Below are 17,382 nucleotides of genomic sequence, written 5' to 3'. Positions count from 1 at the left end.
AGCGCGGTTACGGCTGGGTCGATGAAGTGGAGTAGTTCGAATCGATCGTGGGTAGCACCGGCGGCGTATCGCTCCGTCTTCGCGCCCTAGTTCGCACATCTTCGAGCCGCCGCGAGTCGACTATGCTTGTTCGTTCACCCCTGCGTCCTGGGCCCCGCTGGGTTCTTTTCGCGGTCCTGCTAGCGGCGCAGAGTTCGCTGCCGATTCATCCGGCCCAAGCCGAGATTTCCGAAGCTCGGCGGACTCCGATTGTCAACGCCGTCGAGGCGGCGCGCACCGCGGTCGTGAACATTCACGGCGAGAAGCTGGTCGATTCGACCGACGCTCGCTCGGGCGACGGCAAGCGCCGCGTCAACGGCATGGGGACCGGCGTCATCATTGACGAACGCGGTTACATCATCACCAATCATCACGTCGTCGACGGGGTGAAGAAGATCATGGTCACCACCGCCTCGCGCCAGACGCACGTCGCGAAGCTGATCTCGCACGATCCCAAGACCGACCTGGCCGTGATTAAGATCGACGCCGACCAGCCATTCGACGTGCTCGACATCGGCACCTCGAGCGACCTGATGTGCGGCGAGACGGTGATCGCCATCGGCAACGCCTATGGCTATGAACACACGGTCACCGTCGGCCTCCTGAGCGCCTTGCATCGCAGCGTGCAGGTCAGCGAAACGCAACATTATGACGACCTGATCCAGACCGACGCCGCCATCAATCCCGGCAACAGCGGTGGTCCGCTGTTGAACATCGAGGGACGGATGATCGGCCTGAACGTCGCGGTGCGAGCCGGCGCGCAAGGGATCGGCTTCGCCATCCCGGTTGACAAGGTGTTGAACGTGGCGTCCGATCTGCTAACGACGCGGCGCGTCGACAAGACCTGGCACGGCGTCCACGTCCACAGCCCCAAGGCGGGCCAAGTGGCCGTACAAAGCATCGAAGCCGACAGCCCCGCCGCCAATATCGGCTTGAAAGTTGGCGATGTCATCGCCAGCGTCGACAACCGCATGGTCAGCCTGCCCCTGGATGTCGAGCGGGCGATCCTGGGGCACCAGGCCGGCGACGCGGTCGCGTTCACTGTCGAGCGGAATAAGAAGCCCGTGCAGCTCGAGCTGGTGCTGGCTGGCCTGCCCCAGTCGGGCAAGCTGGCCCAAGACCCCGTGTGGGATGAACTAGGGCTGCGGCTTGAACCAGTGCCAGCCCGGCAGTTCCAACAATACAAGACGCACTATCGAGGCGGTCTGCTGATCACCGACGTCCGCAACGACAGCCCCGCCAGCCGCCAAGGCATCCGCCGCGGCGACGTGCTGGTCGGTATGCACGTCTGGGAAACGGTGGCGGTCGACAACGTGAGCTACGTTCTCACCCGGCCGGACTTTGCCGAGACCTCGCCGCTGAAGTTCTACATCCTCCGCGGCAGCGAAACGCTCTACGGCCACCTCACCGTCTCGCACAAAACGGGAAACGATAAACGATAAACGCGAATCGATAAAAGTCCGCCCTTCGGCGGTTTTCATTGATCGTTCATCGTTTCCACTTTATCGTTTCCGTCGCCTCGGCCATACTCCCAGGTATGGAAGCTGAATTCCTCGCCTGGCTGGCTGAACGTGTTCCTCCGCATCGTCGCGTGCCGCTGGGCATTGGCGACGACGCGGCGCTATTGGCCACACCCGACGCCACCACCGTCGTCACGGTCGACATGCTGACCGAAGGAGTGGACTTTCGCCTCGCCGAAGTCGATCCACGCCGCGTCGGCCGCAAGGCGCTGGCAGTGAATCTCAGCGATCTGGCCGCCATGGCCGCTCGCCCCACCGCGGTGGTCATCGCGGCGGCTTTGCCGCGCCACGGGGCGCTCGAACTGGCCAAAGCGCTCTACGAGGGGATGCTTCCCTTGTGCGACGAGTTCGACGTCGCGCTGGCCGGCGGCGACACCAACACCTGGGACGGCGGACTGGTGATCAGTGTCACCGCGTTTGGATCGCTGACGCCACGCGGCCCCCTCAGGCGCGATGGGGCCAAGCCGGGGGACGTCATCCTGGTCACCGGCGCGCTGGGTGGCAGCATTCTCGGCCACCACTTCGACTTCCAACCGCGGATTGCCGAGGCGCTCGCGCTGCATGAGCGCTACACGTTGCATGCGGGCATGGACATCAGCGACGGGCTGGCGCTCGACCTGTCGCGACTGGCCAAAGCTAGCGGCTGTGGCGCTTGCCTGGACCTGCAGGCGATTCCCAGCGCGCCAGCGGCCCATCAATTGGCGGCCGAGCAGCCCGGTAAAACTGCGCTCGATCACGCCCTGGGGGACGGCGAAGACTTCGAGTTGCTGCTGGCCGTCCCGGCGGACGAAGCGGCCCGCATTGTGCGAGAACAGTCGCTCACTGTTCCGATCACCGCGATCGGGCGTTTTGTCGAACAACCTGGCCTGTGGCAATCGACGCCGGATGGCAAACCTGTTCCCTTGGCCACCACCGGTTGGCAGCATTGACGCCATGCAACACTGGACCTTCACCGCACCTGACGAACAAGCGACCGTGCGCCTGGCCAGCGCACTGGCCGCCGCGTTGCCACGCCGCGCGATGCTGGCCCTCGACGGCCCGCTGGGGGCTGGCAAGACGCGCCTGGTCCGGGCGTTGGCCGCGGCAGCCGGCGCCGACGAGCGCGCCGTCAGCAGTCCGACCTTCGTGCTGGTCCACGAGTACCCTGGCCCGCAGCCGATGTTTCATTTCGACGCCTATCGGCTGAAACGCCCGGAAGACTTGCTCGATCTGACGGTCGACGAATACCTGGCCAGCGACGGCTGGACCGTGATCGAATGGGCCGAGCGCGTGGCCGATTACTTGCCCAGCGAACGCCTGGCCGTGCGTATCGCGTCACTCGACGCCACCACGCGGCAGTTCGACTTCACGGCACGCGGCAGCGAATACGAAGCGACACTCGACAAACTGGCATCGGAACTCCGCGCGCATTGATCAGTTCATGCCGCCAGCGCACGGCCCGCGTTTTCAGAATCTTGTCGATCGCCGAAAAGCTGCCGACCTTGTAAGGTTCGGCATACATCGACGTGATCGAGTTGCGGCGGTAGCCGCACCACCCCAAAGCGTCCCCGGCAAGATTCGAACTTGCGACCTGCGCTTTAGGAAAGCGCTGCTCTATCCAACTGAGCTACGGGGACCTGCCGCATCAAAGAATCGGCATCCGCAAACCACCTCCGGCAGCTTGCGATTGAAGTATACCGCCCGTGCCAGTGCCTGGACGAGGCCGCCTATTGGCTACGAAAAGGCTGGAATTCCCCGGCAGATCATCAATCGCTGCTTATGTTGCGTGGAATTAAGATGAAATAATCTTGTGCAATTCGCGGCGGCCGATAATATCTATTGAGTCGGACAAATTGTCGTATTTCGGCTGTTTTTCCATGCATCTCCTGGCACATATTCGCGCCCTGATTTGGCTGGCTGCGTTTGGCACCGCCATTAATTGCCACGCGCGCGATGTGTCGAGCCGGGCGGACGACTTGGCCGGCGTTCCCCAGCAAACCCAGACCATCGGCCAGGGCCTGCCGGGCGAAGCGGTGATCGCGGTCAGTCGCATCGAAAATTCGCAGCGCCGCACATCCGACGATGAACAAGGCTCGTGGAAGTCGCCGCTCCTGGCCCACGTCTCGCCCGATTCGGAACTGGCCGATCGCTTCGGTCATCAAGGTTATTGCCTCGTCCGAGGTAACGTCGTTTCGTCCGACCTCTCAGCGCCCTTCCTGTGCGCTCAGTTGCAGATTTGACGCAACTCTCTCGCAAGTCGCCTGCGCACGATTGCTCGGTTGATTGCCGCGCATTTCCTTCCCAGAGCAACACGTGCGCTCCTGATTGTCGTTCGCGCTTCGATTTGGCGCCCTTCGCGCCCCAGTTCTAGCGAAGCACTGATCGCCACAACCTTCCGACTACCACGCCGCGACGCCCCGCGGTCACCCAATATTCACAGGACGAGACTTAATGAAACGCGTTATTGTTGCTTTGTGCCTGCTTTCCATTGGCTCGGCCGCCCTGGCCTTTGAGCGTGGGCAGTCGGTCGTCGCGCTGCGGCGCAGCGAAGTCAAAATCGAAAAGGAAGTCGTCGACGTCGTGCCAGCCGGCGCTCAGTTGCGCATCGAGTCGGTCGAAGGCCAATGGCTGTTGGTCAACAACGGCAAGTCAGGCTGGGTCAAGCGCGATCACGTGCTGCCGGCCAGCGAAGCCTTGGACTACTTCAACCGCCAACTGCGCGTCCAGCCGCAAAACGCCGAACTGTTGTTCGCGCGTGGCAACGTCTACCGCAGTCTGGGTGAGTTTGAGGCAGCGATCGACGACTATGACGCCGCGATCCGACTGCACCCGCAAGCCGCCGCCTACAACGGCCGCGCCCGCGCCCACTTCGAGGCGGGGCACATGGACAAGGCGATCGCCGATTTCTCGACCGCGATCCGTCTGATGCCGAACTCGGCGCTGCTCTACAACAACCGGGCTGCCGCCTGGGAAAAGCAGGGGGACATCACGCGGGCGCTGGCGGACTTGGAGCAGGCTCGCCGTCTTGATCCCGAGCATGAGTTTGTGCTGAACAACCACGCTCGGTTGCAGACCGCCGGCGAGTAAATCGCGAGCGACCTGCGTCATCGGTTGCGGATCGGCGCAGGCCGCGCCTTTTATGCCGCGATGTTTGTACGTTGCAGTTCCAGCACCCAAGCGGGCGTCTGAGCAACGTACGCGCGGATGATCGACGCGCGTGTGAAGTAATACAGGGCGTTCAATCCTTGGAACACCAAGGTCGCAGCCGCCACGCCCCCATACAGCAGCGTGGTGATCAGCCGGTACAGCCCTTCGACCGAGCCGAACGTGCTGGCAAACTCAGGCGCGCTGCGCAGTTGTTGCAGCTCGGCGGGTAGATCGGCCTTGGTGTAATGGGCCAGGTACCAGCTCCAGCCGCAATAGCCGAACAGCAAAAACATCAGCCCGACCTGATTCCAGCCCAGCATCCGCGCCGTCGCGGCGTCGAACAGTCGAAGTTGCTTGCGGCCGCGGAATTCGTTGTAGACCACCACGGCCAGCCCCAGGAGCAACGTCATCGCCGGCCAGCTTCCCAGCGCAAACGGCACTGACAAGCCGGCAATGATGCCAATGCTCCAGCCGTTGAACGACGCCACCTTGGCCGCGGCATAAATCTTGCGTGCCTGGCGATTGGCCTCGAGCAACTGCTGGTGCTGCTCGGCGGACAACGGACTCGGGTTGGGCGTGGGCGTAGCGGTCGTCATGCTACAAATATAGGTCACTAAGGCGACGCTGCCGAGACGCACTGAAAGGCCCGAATTCCTGCACAAGGCGCCCTTCCCTGGTAAGCTAAGGCGCGTTCAATTGCTCTCTGCGATTAATGCTTCGCCCCCTGGACCGGAAGCCAAGGAACGATTCCGTGACGCATCGCACGACTCCAAAGTATTCCGGGCTACGACAGCTATTACGAGGCGTAGCCGCGCTGCTTGTCCTGGCCTTCCACATGACGATTCCCGTTGACGCCCAGGCCCAGCCCGCCGGCGGAACTCCGCAACCGAAGGTCAACTTCCGCGAGCCACCACGCCAGTACAAGCAATTCCAGCAAGGTGGTTGGACGATTCACGTTGAACAAGAGTTGATCGACGGCGATCAGGCGACGGCCCAGCGGGCGATGCAGCGGCTGACCCAACGGCTGGCTGACGTGTTGCAGATTCTGCCGCGCGACAGCCACGCCGACCTGCGCAAGCTGCCGATCTTTTTGCTATACGGTTCCAAGGCACGCGGCGGCGGGCTGGACAGCGGCGCCAATTACCACCAGAAGAACGCGCCCGACTTTCATCCCAACCTCGATTCACGCTGGCGAAGCTGTCTGGTGATTCATTCCGCCGCCAATTACGTGGAACTTTCTGATTTCTGGTCGGTCAAGGTGCTGGTCCACGAGCTGAGCCACGCCCATCAGCTTGAACACTGGCCCGAGAAGCAGTCCGACATCCTCGCGGCCTGGGAGCACGCGATGCAGCAGAACCTGTATCACAATGTTCCGAACGACAAAGGGGCCGTGCTACCGGCGGCGTACGCGGCCACGAATCAGCTCGAATACTTTGCCGAGATTTCGTGTATGTACTTCGTGGGCTGCAATTACCAGCCCTTCACGCGCGCCGAGTTGAAGACTTATGACCCTCAGGGGTACGCGCTGGTCGAAAAGATGTGGAACCTTCCCACCGCGAATTCGCCCACCACGTCGAGCAACAAACCAGTCGCAAAGACGCCCGCCGGCGCGAAGCCCCCTCAAGCGGCAGCTAGCCAACCGACCAAAGAGCCGCCGGCGGCGAAAGAACGTGAGCTGCGAGCCTGGACGAACGCAGTGGGTATCGCACTTGGCACAGCGGAGTTCGTCGGCGCAACGGGGGGCGAAGTGCGCTTGCGCAAAGTCGACGGCTCGACCATCAAGATCACGCTCGGAAATCTAAGCGAAACGGATCAGCGCTGGATTCGCACCCGCCGGCGCTAACGCCGCGCCCACTCAATGCCGACTGCGACGCCGGTTATTCTACGTGAGCAGGCTTTGCCAGAGGTCCGCGGTTAGTACCCAAGGCGTGCGCGGCAACTGGGCCAGATCAAAGTTGTCGAGAAGGTCCGCGGGCTGGCACGGTCGCGGCTCGTCGATCAAGCCGGCCGACCAGGCCAGCAGACCGATCAAACGCTCGGGCGACTTGCCGGCCTCGCGCAGTTGCGCCAGCCGCGTGTCGCCATGCCGCTTGGCCAGCCGCCGGCCATCGGGACCGACTACCAGCGGGACGTGGGCAAACTCGGGGGGCTGCCAGCCGAAGAAGTCGTACAGATCGAGCTGTCGCCAGGTACTCGGCACCAGATCGTCGCCGCGCAATACTTCGCTCACCCCCATTACATGGTCGTCCACCACCACAGCCAATTGATACGCCGGCGCGCCGTCCCCTCGCGCGATGATAAAGTCGCCCAGTTCTCGCGCAACATTTGCAGCCTTGGTTCCAATGACTCGATCGTGCCACGCGCGCTCGACGTTCGAGGCCCGGAATCGCCACACGAACGGCTGCTCGCCAAGCCGCGCGGCATCGGCCACCGAGCGGCCGGCGCACGTGCCAGGATAGTTCGGCCCTTCGTGCTCGGCATGAGGGGCGCTGGCCGCGGCCGCCACGTCGCGGCGCGTGCAGGTGCAAGGATAAACCCGCTCGGCTTGCTTTAATTGCCGCAGCGCATCGTCGTAGAGCGCACGACGCTGCGATTGAATGTACGGCGCGTGCGGGCCGCCGATGTCCGGCCCTTCGGTCCAGTCGAGGCCCAGCCAGGCGACGTCTTCGAGCGCCTGGTCAACGGCCCACGATTTGAGCCGCGGCGAGTCGAGATCCTCGATGCGCAGGATCAACCGCCCCTCGCGCGACCGCACCGACAGCCAGGCGAGCAAATAGGTCCGTGCGTTGCCAACATGCTGCGCTCCGGTGGGGGCCGGCGCGATGCGCCCGACGGGCATGGCAACTTGCTCGCTGGTCGATTGATTCATCGTGTGCTATTCCGCGGAATGTGGCGCGACTTTGAGGGGCCAAGACGTGCTATCAGCACCATCAATTCCTCGTAAAACCCCCTTACGAGCGTTAAAGTCCAACCAACTTATCGCCCCGGGCAACTTAAACCTTTTAACCGGTTTAAGCCTGCTGGTGTGCGACGGTCGATGGCAATCATTGTCGGCCTAGTCGACACCTTTTCTAGCACCTCATCGCCTTTGGGGCGAGCAATCGAGCGTTCATGACCACGCCTGAAGTCGAATACGATCTGTTGCGCGATCTGGAACAACGCCAAGACGACGTGTTGGCGCAGCTTGACGATTTGAACGCGCGGATCGAACGGCTGTTGGCCACCTGGGCGCCGGCCGCGCTCAAGCCGCTGGCCACGGTCGCCGCTCAAAAGGCCGACAGCGATTCGCTGCCGCGCCGCCTGGCCGCCTAGCCCAGGCGTCCCGATTTGCCGATCGCGCGCAGCAGTCGCAACCCCAGGAAGATGCTCGTCGCGCACCCCAGCGCGCCCAACAGCGAGAATTCCTCGAACCAGGGCAGCGTGATCACCGGCGGCAGCTTACGGCTCAGCAACAGCGTCGAGCCCAGGAACAACGCGCTGGTCAACATTCCGTAAACCAGGCGGTTGACGCTCGGCTCCAGGCTGCGATGTTCGAGGTGGACTTCGAACTTTCCCGCGCGCAGTTGCGTGAACATGTCGGTCAGCCCGCGCGGCAACATCTCGAACAATCGCTCGACATCGCCGGCAAAGCGGCGCATCTTTTTCAGCCGCCGCGTCGGCGACATCCGCCGCAACATCAGCTTGCGCTGGTAGGGCTCGATGACGTCGATCAGCCGGAAGTTCGGGTCCAGCAGGTGGGACGTCCCTTCGAGCATGATGAACACTTTGATCAGCATTGACACGCGAGCTGGCATCACGATGTGATAGCGACGGATCATTTCGAGAATCTCGCGTAGCGCGGCCGAGACGTCGATCTTTTCGAACGGCATGTTGGCGTATTGTTGCACGAACTCGCCCACGTCAAGTTGCAGCGACGCTTCGTCCAGGCCGGCCGGCACGCTGCCCATGCGCATGATGATGCTCGTCAGCCGCGCCGCGTCTTGCTGGCCAATGGCGATCAGCATGTCCTCCAGATCTTCGCGCAACTGATCATCGACGCGGCCGATCATGCCATAGTCGAGCAGCCCCAGCCGATGATCCTCGAGAATCATCAAGTTCCCAGGGTGCGGGTCGGCATGATAAGACCCCAACAGGAAGATCATCCTCAAGTACAGGTTCGCCCCCACCCGGGCGATCTCGGACAAATCGACGTTCGCCTGGCGCAGCCCTGCGGTGTCGGTGAGAGGAATCCCTTCCAGGAATTGCATCGTCAACACGCGCGACGTCGTCTGCTCGGGATAGACGCGCGGAATGCACACCTCGGTCATGTCGGCCAGTTCGTCGGCGAACTGTTGCATGGCTTGCGCCTCGCGCTCGAAGTCGAGCTCGCGCAGCAGCGTCCGCTGAAACTCGGCCACGGTGGCCGTGGGGCGATAGAGTTTGAACTCGGGGATCTCCTCGGCCCAGGCAGCCACGCCGCTGAGAATTTCCAGATCGACCGATATCTTGTGTTCGATCTGCGCGTGGCGGACTTTGACCACCACCTCGTCTCCGTCGAGCAGTTGCCCCCGGTGGACTTGGCCGATCGAGGCGCTGGCCAGCGGCGCTTCTTCAAACCGCAAGAACAGTTCTTCGATCGGCGCGCCGAGTTCTCGCTCGATCGTGGCCCGCGCCATCGCCGGCGGGTCAGCCATCGTTTGATTCTGCAACTGTTGCAACTCTTCGGCGAGTCGGACGCCCACCAGGTCGGGACGCGTGCTCAGTACCTGGCCCAGCTTGATGAACGTCGGCCCCAACTCGTTGAGCGCCAGCCGAATGCGCATCTCGGCGCTGTGTCGGGCGATCGGATCCCCCAACCGATCTTTCAGGAATTCCTTGGCAAATTCCAAGTCCCAGCGGCTGATCCAGTCGGCCAGGCCGTACTTGCTAAGCACGGCCAGAATCTCGCGCCAACGGGCCAAATGCCGGTAAATCTGCGGAATGGCGCTGATCTTCATGGGCCGGCCCAGGCGGGACAAATGGCGGCCAAACGCGCTGGCCGTTGGATGACTCTCGATGGTCCTCAAGCTAGACTAGCTGTAGTCGAGTGTTAAGGGAAGCGTGGCGATTGTTATGACTCGCAACCTCATCGTTTTGCTCTGCAGCGTCGTCCTTTCCATCGTATCGGGCGGGGCCACCGCCTGGTGGATGACGCGCGATCTGGTCAAACCGGCGCCCGAGATTTCCGAAGCGCCCAAGAACGCGCCGCTGATTTCCACGGCAACCCAGGTCGTGGCGCTCGGCACCATCGAACCAGCCGGTGGCGTGATTCAGCTTGGCGCGCCCCCGGGCGACCGAATTCATGTCCTCTCGATCCGCGAAGGCTCGACGGTCAGCGCCCAGCAAGTTGTCGCCGAGCTTGACAGCTTAAAACTGCGCGAGGCCGAGCGCGACGTGGCGGCGGCGACTTTGGCGGCCGCGAAAGCTCAAGAGCCATCGGCCATGGCGCTGGGAAACGCGCAACTCACCCAGGCGGAAGCCGGCTTGTTGATGTCCGATTCGCATAGCGTTGACGTCGACGCCCAGCGAAAGCGTCTGGAACAATTGCGTCTGACGGCTGACGCGGCCCAGTCCGAATACCAGCGCGTCGCCAGCCTGGACGACGCGATCATCTCGGCTCAATCGCGAGAGAAGATGCGTCTGGCCGCTGGGCAGGCGGCGCTCGAAGTCAAGGTCGCCCAGCAGTCGCTCGACCGAGCCGACAAGACCCTCCCCCAGGAACATCTGGTGGCCGAGGCCAAGGTCAAAGCCGCCGAAGCCGACAAACAGCGTCAAATGGCCCTGCTGCAAATCACGACGCTCGAAAAGCAATTGGCGCTGGCCGAGGCGCGGCTGGATGCCTCGCGGGTTTTCACGCCGGAGGATGGCGTGATTCTGAAAGTGCTGATGCGCGCCGGCGAGCCGACCGGCGCTTCGGCCATCGCCTGGATGGCCAACCTGGACGCGATGGTGGTGTTGGCCGAGGTTTACGAAAACGATATTCGCCAAGTCCAGCGCGGCCAGAAGGTCACGATCGCGGCCGACGCCTGGCTCGATCCGAATACCAAGAAGTCACGCGAGATCAAGGGGACCGTCGACTACGTTGGGCAAATCGTTGCGCGCAATCAGGTACAGAGCGTCAATCCCGTCGATCGCGGCGACGCGCGCGTCGTGCCGGTGCGAATCAACATTTGTCGCGAGGATCGGGCCGTGGCGGCCAAATGGATCCGGCTACAGGTGCGGGTGACCATCGACACCGGAAGCAAGCCCACGGAGTCCGCCGACCCTTGCGCGCCCGAGCCGGCCCCGCATCGCTAACCGCTCGGGGCGACCGATGGCGATGACCGACACTTCACAACCGGCTTCTTTGACGTTGGACGTCGCCAAGCCTCTCGGCCAACGCCAAGCCGGACGCCCGCCGCGCACGCCGCTGGCGCTGCGCAATCTGCTGCACGAAAAGCTGCGCACCGGCGTGGCCATGATCGGCGTGGCCTTTGCCGTCGTGCTGATCTTGATGCAACTCGGCTTCTTCTTCTCGGTGGTCACAACCGCGACACTGACATACAAGCAACTCGATTTCCAGATCGCGCTGGTCTCGGTCGACTATCTGCACTTGGGCAAGCCTGGCGATCTGCCGCGGCAACGACTGGAACAGGCGGCCAACGTGCCAGGCGTCGCCGCCGCGCGGCCATTCTATATTGGTTTCCAGATGTGGCTGCACCCCGACCGGTCGTTGGGCAAGCGGCGGAGCATGATGTTGCTAGGCTTCGATCCTGACGACAAGACCTTCACATCCGAGGAGATCGATCGCCAACGCGAGGCGCTGCGCCTTCCCGGGCGCGTGCTGATCGATCGGCGCTCGCGCGATGAATTCGGCAATCCCCAGCCAGGCATGCAGACCGAACTGGGTGGCACGGCCGTCGAGGTCGTGGGCACGTATTCGATGGGCACCGGCTTCAGCGCCAACGGCGGCGCCACCATGAGCGAGAACACGTTCCGCCAGATTCTCAGCTTCTGGTCTCCGGATCGGATGAGCATGGGGCTGCTGCGCGTTGATCCGAAGTTCGATGTCAATCAAGTTGCCAAGCAACTGACCGCCGCGCTTCCGGCCGACACTTGGGTGCTGACGCACGATCAACTGGACTATGAAGAGCAATATCACTGGGTGGTAAAAACCCAGGTGGGGATTATCTTTGGTTTGGGCGTGCTGGTCGCGCTGCTGGTCGGCATGGGGGTGGTTTATCAAGTGCTGTCGAGCGACATCGCCCGGCGGATCGCCGAGTACGCCACCTTGGCGGCCATGGGATACACGCCGCGTTATCTGGCGCGCACGGTGGTCATGCAAGCGGTGATTCTGGCCGTGGCCGGTTTCCTGCCGGGGTTGATCACCGCGAGTTTCTTGTTTCGCATGGCCGCGGCCGAGGCGAACTTGCCCATGGAAATGACCTGGCAGCTAGCGTCGAGCGTCTTTTTGATTTGCGTGGGAATGTGCCTGGCGTCTGGGCAGTTGGCAATTCGCAAGCTGCGCAGTGTCGACCCGGCCGATTTGTTCAACTGACTTGCTGGTAAAGCATCGCATGGCGTCCGCGCTTCCGATCGATGTCGCCCAAACGCCCGCCTCCACCACGGCGCGGCGCTCGGGCCGGCGCGTGCGCACGCCGTTGGCCTGGAAAAACCTGACCTACGATCGTCGCCGACTGGCGTTGGCGTTGGCCGGGGTTGGTTTTGCGGTGCTATTGATGTTCATGCAATTTGGGTTCCGCTCCGCGCTGATCGAAAGCACCGTCGCCCTGCCCAACAAGCTGAACGCCGACATCATCCTGGTCAAGAAAAGTCGGCTCACGCTGCTGATGCACGAACGCTTTGATCGGTCGGTGTTGTTCCAGGCGCAAGGAGTGTCGGGCGTCGCTCGCGTGGTCCCCCTGTATGTCGAGACGCAGCGCTCGACGTGGCGGGCCAACCAACCCGGCTCGCGCGCCTTGCCGGTGCGCACCGTGGCCTTTGACCCAGCGCAGCCAGCGTTCAAAGACGACACCATCACGCGACTAGCGCCGCGGCTTGCCGAACCAAACGCAGTCCTGTTCGATGAATTGTCAAAGGGTGATTATGGCCGCCCCAAGGCGGGCGAGACGGCCACCCACACCGGCCATAAGGTTCCCATCGTGGGGCTGTTTCGCGTGGGGACTGATTTCGCCACCGACGCCACCGTGGTCGTCAGCGACCGAACATTCCGCGACTGGTTCGCGATTCCGCTGCTGGGCAATCCATTGGACCAGATCGACCTGGGACTGGTGCAACTGACCGACAAGGCAAACACTCGTCAGGTGCAAGCCGACATCCGCGCTCGCTTGCCGCAGCACGTGGCCGTGAAAACCAAGGGCGAATATATTGCCAGCGAGCAAGAATTCTGGCAAAGCAACACACCGGTCGGTTACGTGTTCACGTTCGGCACGATCCTGGGCTTCATTGTCGGGGCGATCATCTGTTACCAGGTTCTGTACGCCGACGTCAGCGACCATCTGCCCGAGTACGCCACGCTGATGGCCATGGGCTATCGGCCGCGGTACTTCCTGGCCGTAGTCATTTCCCAGGCAATTCTCCTGTCGGCGATGGCTTTTGTCCCCGCGGGCATCGCGTCGTGGTTATTGTATCAGGTGTTGTCGATGGTCACGGGGCTGCCGTTGACCATGACCTTGGGCAAGGCCGCCGGTGTGTTCACGCTGACCGCGGTAATGTGCGTGGTGTCGTCACTGTTTGCCCTGCGACGCTTGATGTCAGCCGACCCCGCCGAGTTGTTCAAATGAGCATCACCGACAGCCACAGTCATTCGGCCGTGTCACAGCTCTCCGCCATGATTGGCGCGGACGAGCCACAGGCCGTTTCGGTCCACGGCCTGTGTCACTTCTATGGCCAGGGCGAATTAGCCAAGCAGGTGCTGTTCGATAATCACCTCGAGATTCGCCGGGGCGAGTTGGTGATCATGACCGGCCCATCGGGGAGCGGTAAGACCACGCTGCTGACGCTGATCGGCGGCTTGCGCAGCACGCAGCGCGGCAGCTTGCGCGTGCTCGACGAGGAAATGCACGGCATGTCGCGCGAGGAACTGATCGTCATGCGCCGGCAGATCGGCTTTATCTTCCAGGCGCACAACCTGTTCCCCTCGTTGACCGCGGTCGAGAATGTGCGAATGGCACTCGAGCTGCACCGCGGCACGCGCGCCGAGATGAACGCGCTGGCCGAGGAGATGCTTGGCGCCCTGGGGCTTTCGCACCGGCTGAACTACAAGCCCCAGAATCTCTCGGGGGGCCAGCGGCAGCGCGTGGCCATTGCCCGCGCGCTGGTGGCCCGGCCGCGGATCATCCTGGCCGATGAACCGACGGCGGCTCTCGACAAGCAGTCAGGACGCGACGTGGTTGAGCTGCTGCGACGATTTGCCATGGAACAAGGGACGACCATCCTGATGGTCACGCACGACAGCCGCGTGATCGACGTGGCCGATCGGATTGTGAATATGGTTGACGGGCATATCGTCTCGGATATCCACGTGCGTGCGGCGGCGCAAATCTGTGACTTCCTCCGCAATTGTCCGCTGTTCAAAACCTTGACCCCCTCCACGCTCGTCTCGGTGGCCGAGAAGATCACCACCGAAAAACAACCCGCCGGCGCCGACATCGTCCGCCAGGGAGACCCCGGCGACAAGTTCTACGTCATTCACACCGGCCAGGCCGAGGTGATTGTCGAGCGCGATGGCGTGCGACGCCAGGTGGCCGTCCTGGGGCCGCGCGATTTCTTTGGCGAGGCGGCGCTATTGAAGAACGAGCCCCGCAACGCCACGGTTCGCACGCTGGAAGAGTCGGAGTTTTACGTGCTGGGCAAGGAAGATTTCCGCGCCGTGATCGACCAGAGCAAAACATTTCAGGACGAATTGCGGAACACGCTCTTTCAACGCTCGTAGAGGCGTCGCCGCGCGGTCGAAGGGCGCACAGCCCCTAGCGCATCATCCGATCGCTAAAGAAGACCCGCCGCGTCATCAACTCGGCCGGCTTGTCGTCAGTGGCGGCCTGGGCATCGGCCGCTGGTTGCGATTTCGATTCTTGGTCGCTCGTCGAAGTGGCCGTTTCGTGCTCGGTGGTTGGCGGAGGCGGCAGGGGCCAATCCTGGACGTTCATCGAAACGTCCGGGAGCGGCGCTTCGGCGCTCGGCTGCCCCTGGCCGGCTTCGACCGATTCGGCCGCGGGGAACAACACCTCACAGCCCAGCACGCCGGTCGATTGCTTGACTTGCACCAGCGCCTTGATGGCGCCAGCCACCGCTTCGACGACTTTGGCACGCGATTCCAAGTGCTTGAGCCGCGCCTGGTCCACATCGCCGAATGTCGCGCGATCGATCTTTTGTTGCTCGTCGGCAATGCTGGCGTGCCGGGCCGCTTGTTGCTCGGCTTGAACGGCGAAGACCACTTGCGACTGAGCGCCTTGATACAGTTCGACCGCGCCGCGGATTTCTTCGCTGATTTGCATTTGACGGCGACCCAACGATTCGCGCAGCTGCTGGGCGGCCAGGTCCAGGTCGCGATGCAAGACTGGACAGATTAGCAGCTTCAACAGCAAGTGGTGCGACTTCGCCCCCTCCCCACGCGACATGGGATGCAGCGCCCCCAAGTAGTCGCGAGCCACCGACAACGTGTGCGCGTCGAGATGGCTAATCAGATAGCACATGCCGGCCAGTTCGGCGCGGCTTCCCAAGCCGATGGCCACCTCGGCGTCGGTGTCGAAGACTTCCCGTGGCTGTTCCAGCGCCGTGATCGGCCAATAACGGGAGTCGGCGTCGTGGCACGACGCGCCGAGCTTCACCCGGAGCTGGCGATTCAGCGTCGCGATCTTCGTGTCGAGCGCCGCGCGTTGCGCTTGGGCGGCGATCAACTGCGGTTCAAATTCATTCAACGCGGCCGGCACGTCGGCGCCGCGTTGTCGCAACTGGGCGACTTGGTCGATGGCATGTTGCAGTTGCGTTACGCTTTCGTTGGCCAGGTCGAACTTGGCTTCGGCCTCGGCCAAGTCGAAATACAGCGTCAAGGCTTCACCGGCCGCGCGATTCTGCGATTCCAAGACAGCGTACTTGAGCGCCTCGGCCCGCGCTCTGGCGGCATGATGGAGCTTCGCTCCCAGCGACTGGCGCAGCGCCGCACGCTCGGTCATCAGGCTATAGCCCAGCGGTGCGTGCATGATCGCCAACCGCTGACACTCGGCGGCGCTCAACTCGACGTAGGCGGCCGCCCGCCCCACTGGCGCGGCCTCTTCGGCGTGAGTGACGACCTGGACCTTGCCGCGCTCGGCAACCGCCGCCGGCGCTTCGGCGGTCATCGCGCCCGTGCTGTTGCCGCGACGACCGTGATGCCGGTGTAGACTCGTAGCACAGCCGGTCGTGAGTACCAGCAGCACCATCGTCACGACAGCGGGTCGCGATAGCATTGCACGGTCGCCTGATCGCCTAAAATGTCGACTCATCAGACGATATATCGAGGGGAACCGCCGTTAAACTACAGCGATTCTTCGCATTCTCCGCGATCGTTACGACCGGACGTGAAGCTGCGCAGAATGGTGCAGACTGGCGATCAGCAATCGGCTGCTAGCAATTAGAGGGAGCGGCCGAGAACTAACTCCGCTTCGGTGCGTAGCCGTGCTCCTGGAACCACTGCCACGCCGCTTTGGCCGCTTGGCGCGCGGGGCGCGGCCGATATCCCAACTCGGCCGCTGCCTTGGCATACGTGTAATGATGCGGCCAGGTTGCCATCAGCGTCGCCGCCGAGTTCACGTCGAGTTCCCGTCCCTTCAGCTTGCCGATCAGATCGCCAACGCGCCCGATCGACTTCAAGACAAAGGGACGCACCGCGCGAATTGGCCGCCTCACGCCGACAACGTCGGCAAACATCGACCAGGCTTCAAAGTACGACATCGCCTCGCCACCCAGGATGTAACGCTCGCCACGCCGGCCGCGCTCGCTAGCCGTCAGAATGCCCGCGGCCACGTCGCGCACGTCGCAAAAATCGTTGCCGCCGCGCGGAGTGAACAGCGGCCGCTGCTGGGCCACGGCCAGCAACATGCGTCCGCTCGACGGCTTCCAATCCCAGGGGCCGAGCATGAACACCGGATTGACGATCACCGCGTCGAGCCCGTGATCAACCTCTTCGAGCACGACAGCTTCCGCTTCACGCTTAGTCAGGGCATAGGGGACTTGATTGCGCGGATCGGGAGGGGTGCTCTCGTCGGCCGGGTGCTCGCGGCTGCGCAGGCCCAACGCGTCAACGCTCGAAACGTGGACCATCCGCACTCCGGCGGCACGAGCCGCGCTGGCGACGTTCCTAGTTCCCTCAACATTGATCGCGCGATGCAGGCCAAGATTGGTCCAGCCGACGTGAACATAACCTGCTGCATGGACGACCCCGTTCACGCCGGCCATCGCCCGCTCGACCGAAGCCGCGTCGGTGATGTCGCCAGGGACCGATTCGACCGGCAACCCGGCCAACGGCTTGGTCGGGCTGTTGGCGCGCTGCAGCACGCGCACCTGGTCGCCGCGCTCGGCCAGCAGCCGCACCACGTTGTTGCCCACCAAACCAGTGGCGCCGGTAACGAGAATCAAGGGCATAGAGCAAGATGGACCGCCACCGAGGACAGTCTCAATCGCGGAAACAACAAAGAAAACC

The 17,382-nt window shown here is 63.0% G+C and carries 16 protein-coding genes and 1 tRNA gene; 11 read left to right on the top strand and 6 right to left on the bottom strand.

Annotation, left to right across the window (positions count from 1 at the left end):
- Positions 1–122: 122 nt before the first annotated feature.
- The 3 genes from JSS27_13895 to tsaE all read left to right on the top strand — a co-directional run bounded on the left by JSS27_13895 (position 123) and on the right by tsaE (position 2,972).
- On the top strand, positions 123–1,481 hold the full coding sequence (locus JSS27_13895) for a trypsin-like peptidase domain-containing protein (protein ID MBS0210036.1): 1,359 nt from the start codon (positions 123–125) through the stop codon (positions 1,479–1,481).
- 95 nt (positions 1,482–1,576) lie between these two features.
- The gene (locus JSS27_13890) at positions 1,577–2,488 is read left to right on the top strand and encodes a thiamine-monophosphate kinase (GenBank protein ID MBS0210035.1); all 912 of its coding nucleotides are present in this window, start codon (positions 1,577–1,579) and stop codon (positions 2,486–2,488) included.
- A gap of 4 nt (positions 2,489–2,492) precedes the next feature.
- Positions 2,493–2,972 carry a tRNA (adenosine(37)-N6)-threonylcarbamoyltransferase complex ATPase subunit type 1 TsaE gene (gene tsaE / locus JSS27_13885; protein ID MBS0210034.1) on the top strand — a complete coding sequence of 160 codons (480 nt, stop codon included), beginning with the start codon at positions 2,493–2,495 and terminating at the stop codon, positions 2,970–2,972.
- A gap of 129 nt (positions 2,973–3,101) precedes the next feature.
- On the opposite strand, the gene JSS27_13880 is transcribed toward tsaE, so the two are convergent.
- Positions 3,102–3,175: transfer RNA gene (locus JSS27_13880), tRNA-Arg, on the bottom strand.
- A gap of 216 nt (positions 3,176–3,391) precedes the next feature.
- Between JSS27_13880 and JSS27_13875 the strand changes: the two genes are divergently transcribed.
- Both JSS27_13875 and JSS27_13870 read left to right on the top strand, forming a co-directional pair.
- Positions 3,392–3,778, top strand: coding sequence for a hypothetical protein (locus tag JSS27_13875; protein MBS0210033.1), 387 nt, complete (start codon positions 3,392–3,394; stop codon positions 3,776–3,778).
- A gap of 211 nt (positions 3,779–3,989) precedes the next feature.
- A complete protein-coding gene (locus JSS27_13870; protein MBS0210032.1) occupies positions 3,990–4,625 on the top strand; it encodes a tetratricopeptide repeat protein in 636 nt (211 codons plus the stop codon).
- A gap of 50 nt (positions 4,626–4,675) precedes the next feature.
- Here JSS27_13870 and JSS27_13865 read toward each other — a convergent pair whose 3' ends face one another.
- Positions 4,676–5,281, bottom strand: a complete 606-nt coding sequence (locus JSS27_13865) for a hypothetical protein (GenBank protein ID MBS0210031.1) — start codon at positions 5,279–5,281, stop codon at positions 4,676–4,678.
- Positions 5,282–5,436: 155 nt separating this feature from the next.
- Between JSS27_13865 and JSS27_13860 the strand changes: the two genes are divergently transcribed.
- Positions 5,437–6,528, top strand: coding sequence for a hypothetical protein (locus JSS27_13860; protein MBS0210030.1), 1,092 nt, complete (start codon positions 5,437–5,439; stop codon positions 6,526–6,528).
- A gap of 39 nt (positions 6,529–6,567) precedes the next feature.
- Here the strand turns inward: JSS27_13860 and gluQRS are convergent, their stop codons facing one another.
- Entirely contained in the window at positions 6,568–7,524 is a 957-nt protein-coding gene (gene gluQRS, locus JSS27_13855) for a tRNA glutamyl-Q(34) synthetase GluQRS (protein MBS0210029.1), read from the bottom strand.
- Between the two features lie 272 nt (positions 7,525–7,796).
- Here gluQRS and JSS27_13850 point away from each other — a divergent pair, with 272 nt between their 5' ends.
- Positions 7,797–7,997, top strand: a complete 201-nt coding sequence (locus tag JSS27_13850) for a hypothetical protein (GenBank protein ID MBS0210028.1) — start codon at positions 7,797–7,799, stop codon at positions 7,995–7,997.
- Here the strand turns inward: JSS27_13850 and JSS27_13845 are convergent.
- On the bottom strand, positions 7,994–9,661 hold the full coding sequence (locus JSS27_13845; protein MBS0210027.1) for an AarF/ABC1/UbiB kinase family protein: 1,668 nt from the start codon (positions 9,659–9,661) through the stop codon (positions 7,994–7,996). The genes JSS27_13850 and JSS27_13845 overlap by 4 nt on opposite strands.
- A gap of 115 nt (positions 9,662–9,776) precedes the next feature.
- Here JSS27_13845 and JSS27_13840 point away from each other — a divergent pair, with 115 nt between their 5' ends.
- Genes JSS27_13840 through JSS27_13825 form a run of 4 tightly spaced genes read left to right on the top strand, consistent with a single transcriptional unit; the run spans position 9,777 to position 14,637 of the window.
- Positions 9,777–11,000: an efflux RND transporter periplasmic adaptor subunit gene (locus JSS27_13840; GenBank protein ID MBS0210026.1), complete on the top strand. Its 1,224-nt coding sequence runs from the start codon at positions 9,777–9,779 to the stop codon at positions 10,998–11,000.
- 22 nt (positions 11,001–11,022) lie between these two features.
- A complete protein-coding gene (locus tag JSS27_13835; GenBank protein MBS0210025.1) occupies positions 11,023–12,240 on the top strand; it encodes an FtsX-like permease family protein in 1,218 nt (405 codons plus the stop codon).
- A gap of 19 nt (positions 12,241–12,259) precedes the next feature.
- The gene (locus tag JSS27_13830; GenBank protein MBS0210024.1) at positions 12,260–13,486 is read left to right on the top strand and encodes an FtsX-like permease family protein; all 1,227 of its coding nucleotides are present in this window, start codon (positions 12,260–12,262) and stop codon (positions 13,484–13,486) included.
- A complete protein-coding gene (locus tag JSS27_13825; GenBank protein ID MBS0210023.1) occupies positions 13,483–14,637 on the top strand; it encodes an ATP-binding cassette domain-containing protein in 1,155 nt (384 codons plus the stop codon). The genes JSS27_13830 and JSS27_13825 overlap by 4 nt, the downstream gene beginning before the upstream one ends.
- Before the next feature lie 34 nt (positions 14,638–14,671).
- On the opposite strand, the gene JSS27_13820 is transcribed toward JSS27_13825, so the two are convergent.
- Together JSS27_13820 and JSS27_13815 are read right to left on the bottom strand one after the other, a co-directional pair.
- Positions 14,672–16,150 (bottom strand): TolC family protein, encoded by a 1,479-nt coding sequence (locus JSS27_13820; GenBank protein MBS0210022.1) that lies wholly within the window; start codon positions 16,148–16,150, stop codon positions 14,672–14,674.
- A gap of 184 nt (positions 16,151–16,334) precedes the next feature.
- Positions 16,335–17,324 carry an NAD-dependent epimerase/dehydratase family protein gene (locus JSS27_13815; GenBank protein ID MBS0210021.1) on the bottom strand — a complete coding sequence of 330 codons (990 nt, stop codon included), beginning with the start codon at positions 17,322–17,324 and terminating at the stop codon, positions 16,335–16,337.
- Between the last annotated feature and the right edge of the window lie 58 nt (positions 17,325–17,382).

The organism is Planctomycetota bacterium (genome assembly GCA_018242585.1).
GTDB lineage: Bacteria > Planctomycetota > Planctomycetia > Pirellulales > PNKZ01 > JAFEBQ01.
This window is presented reverse-complemented; position numbering and strand designations above follow the sequence as displayed.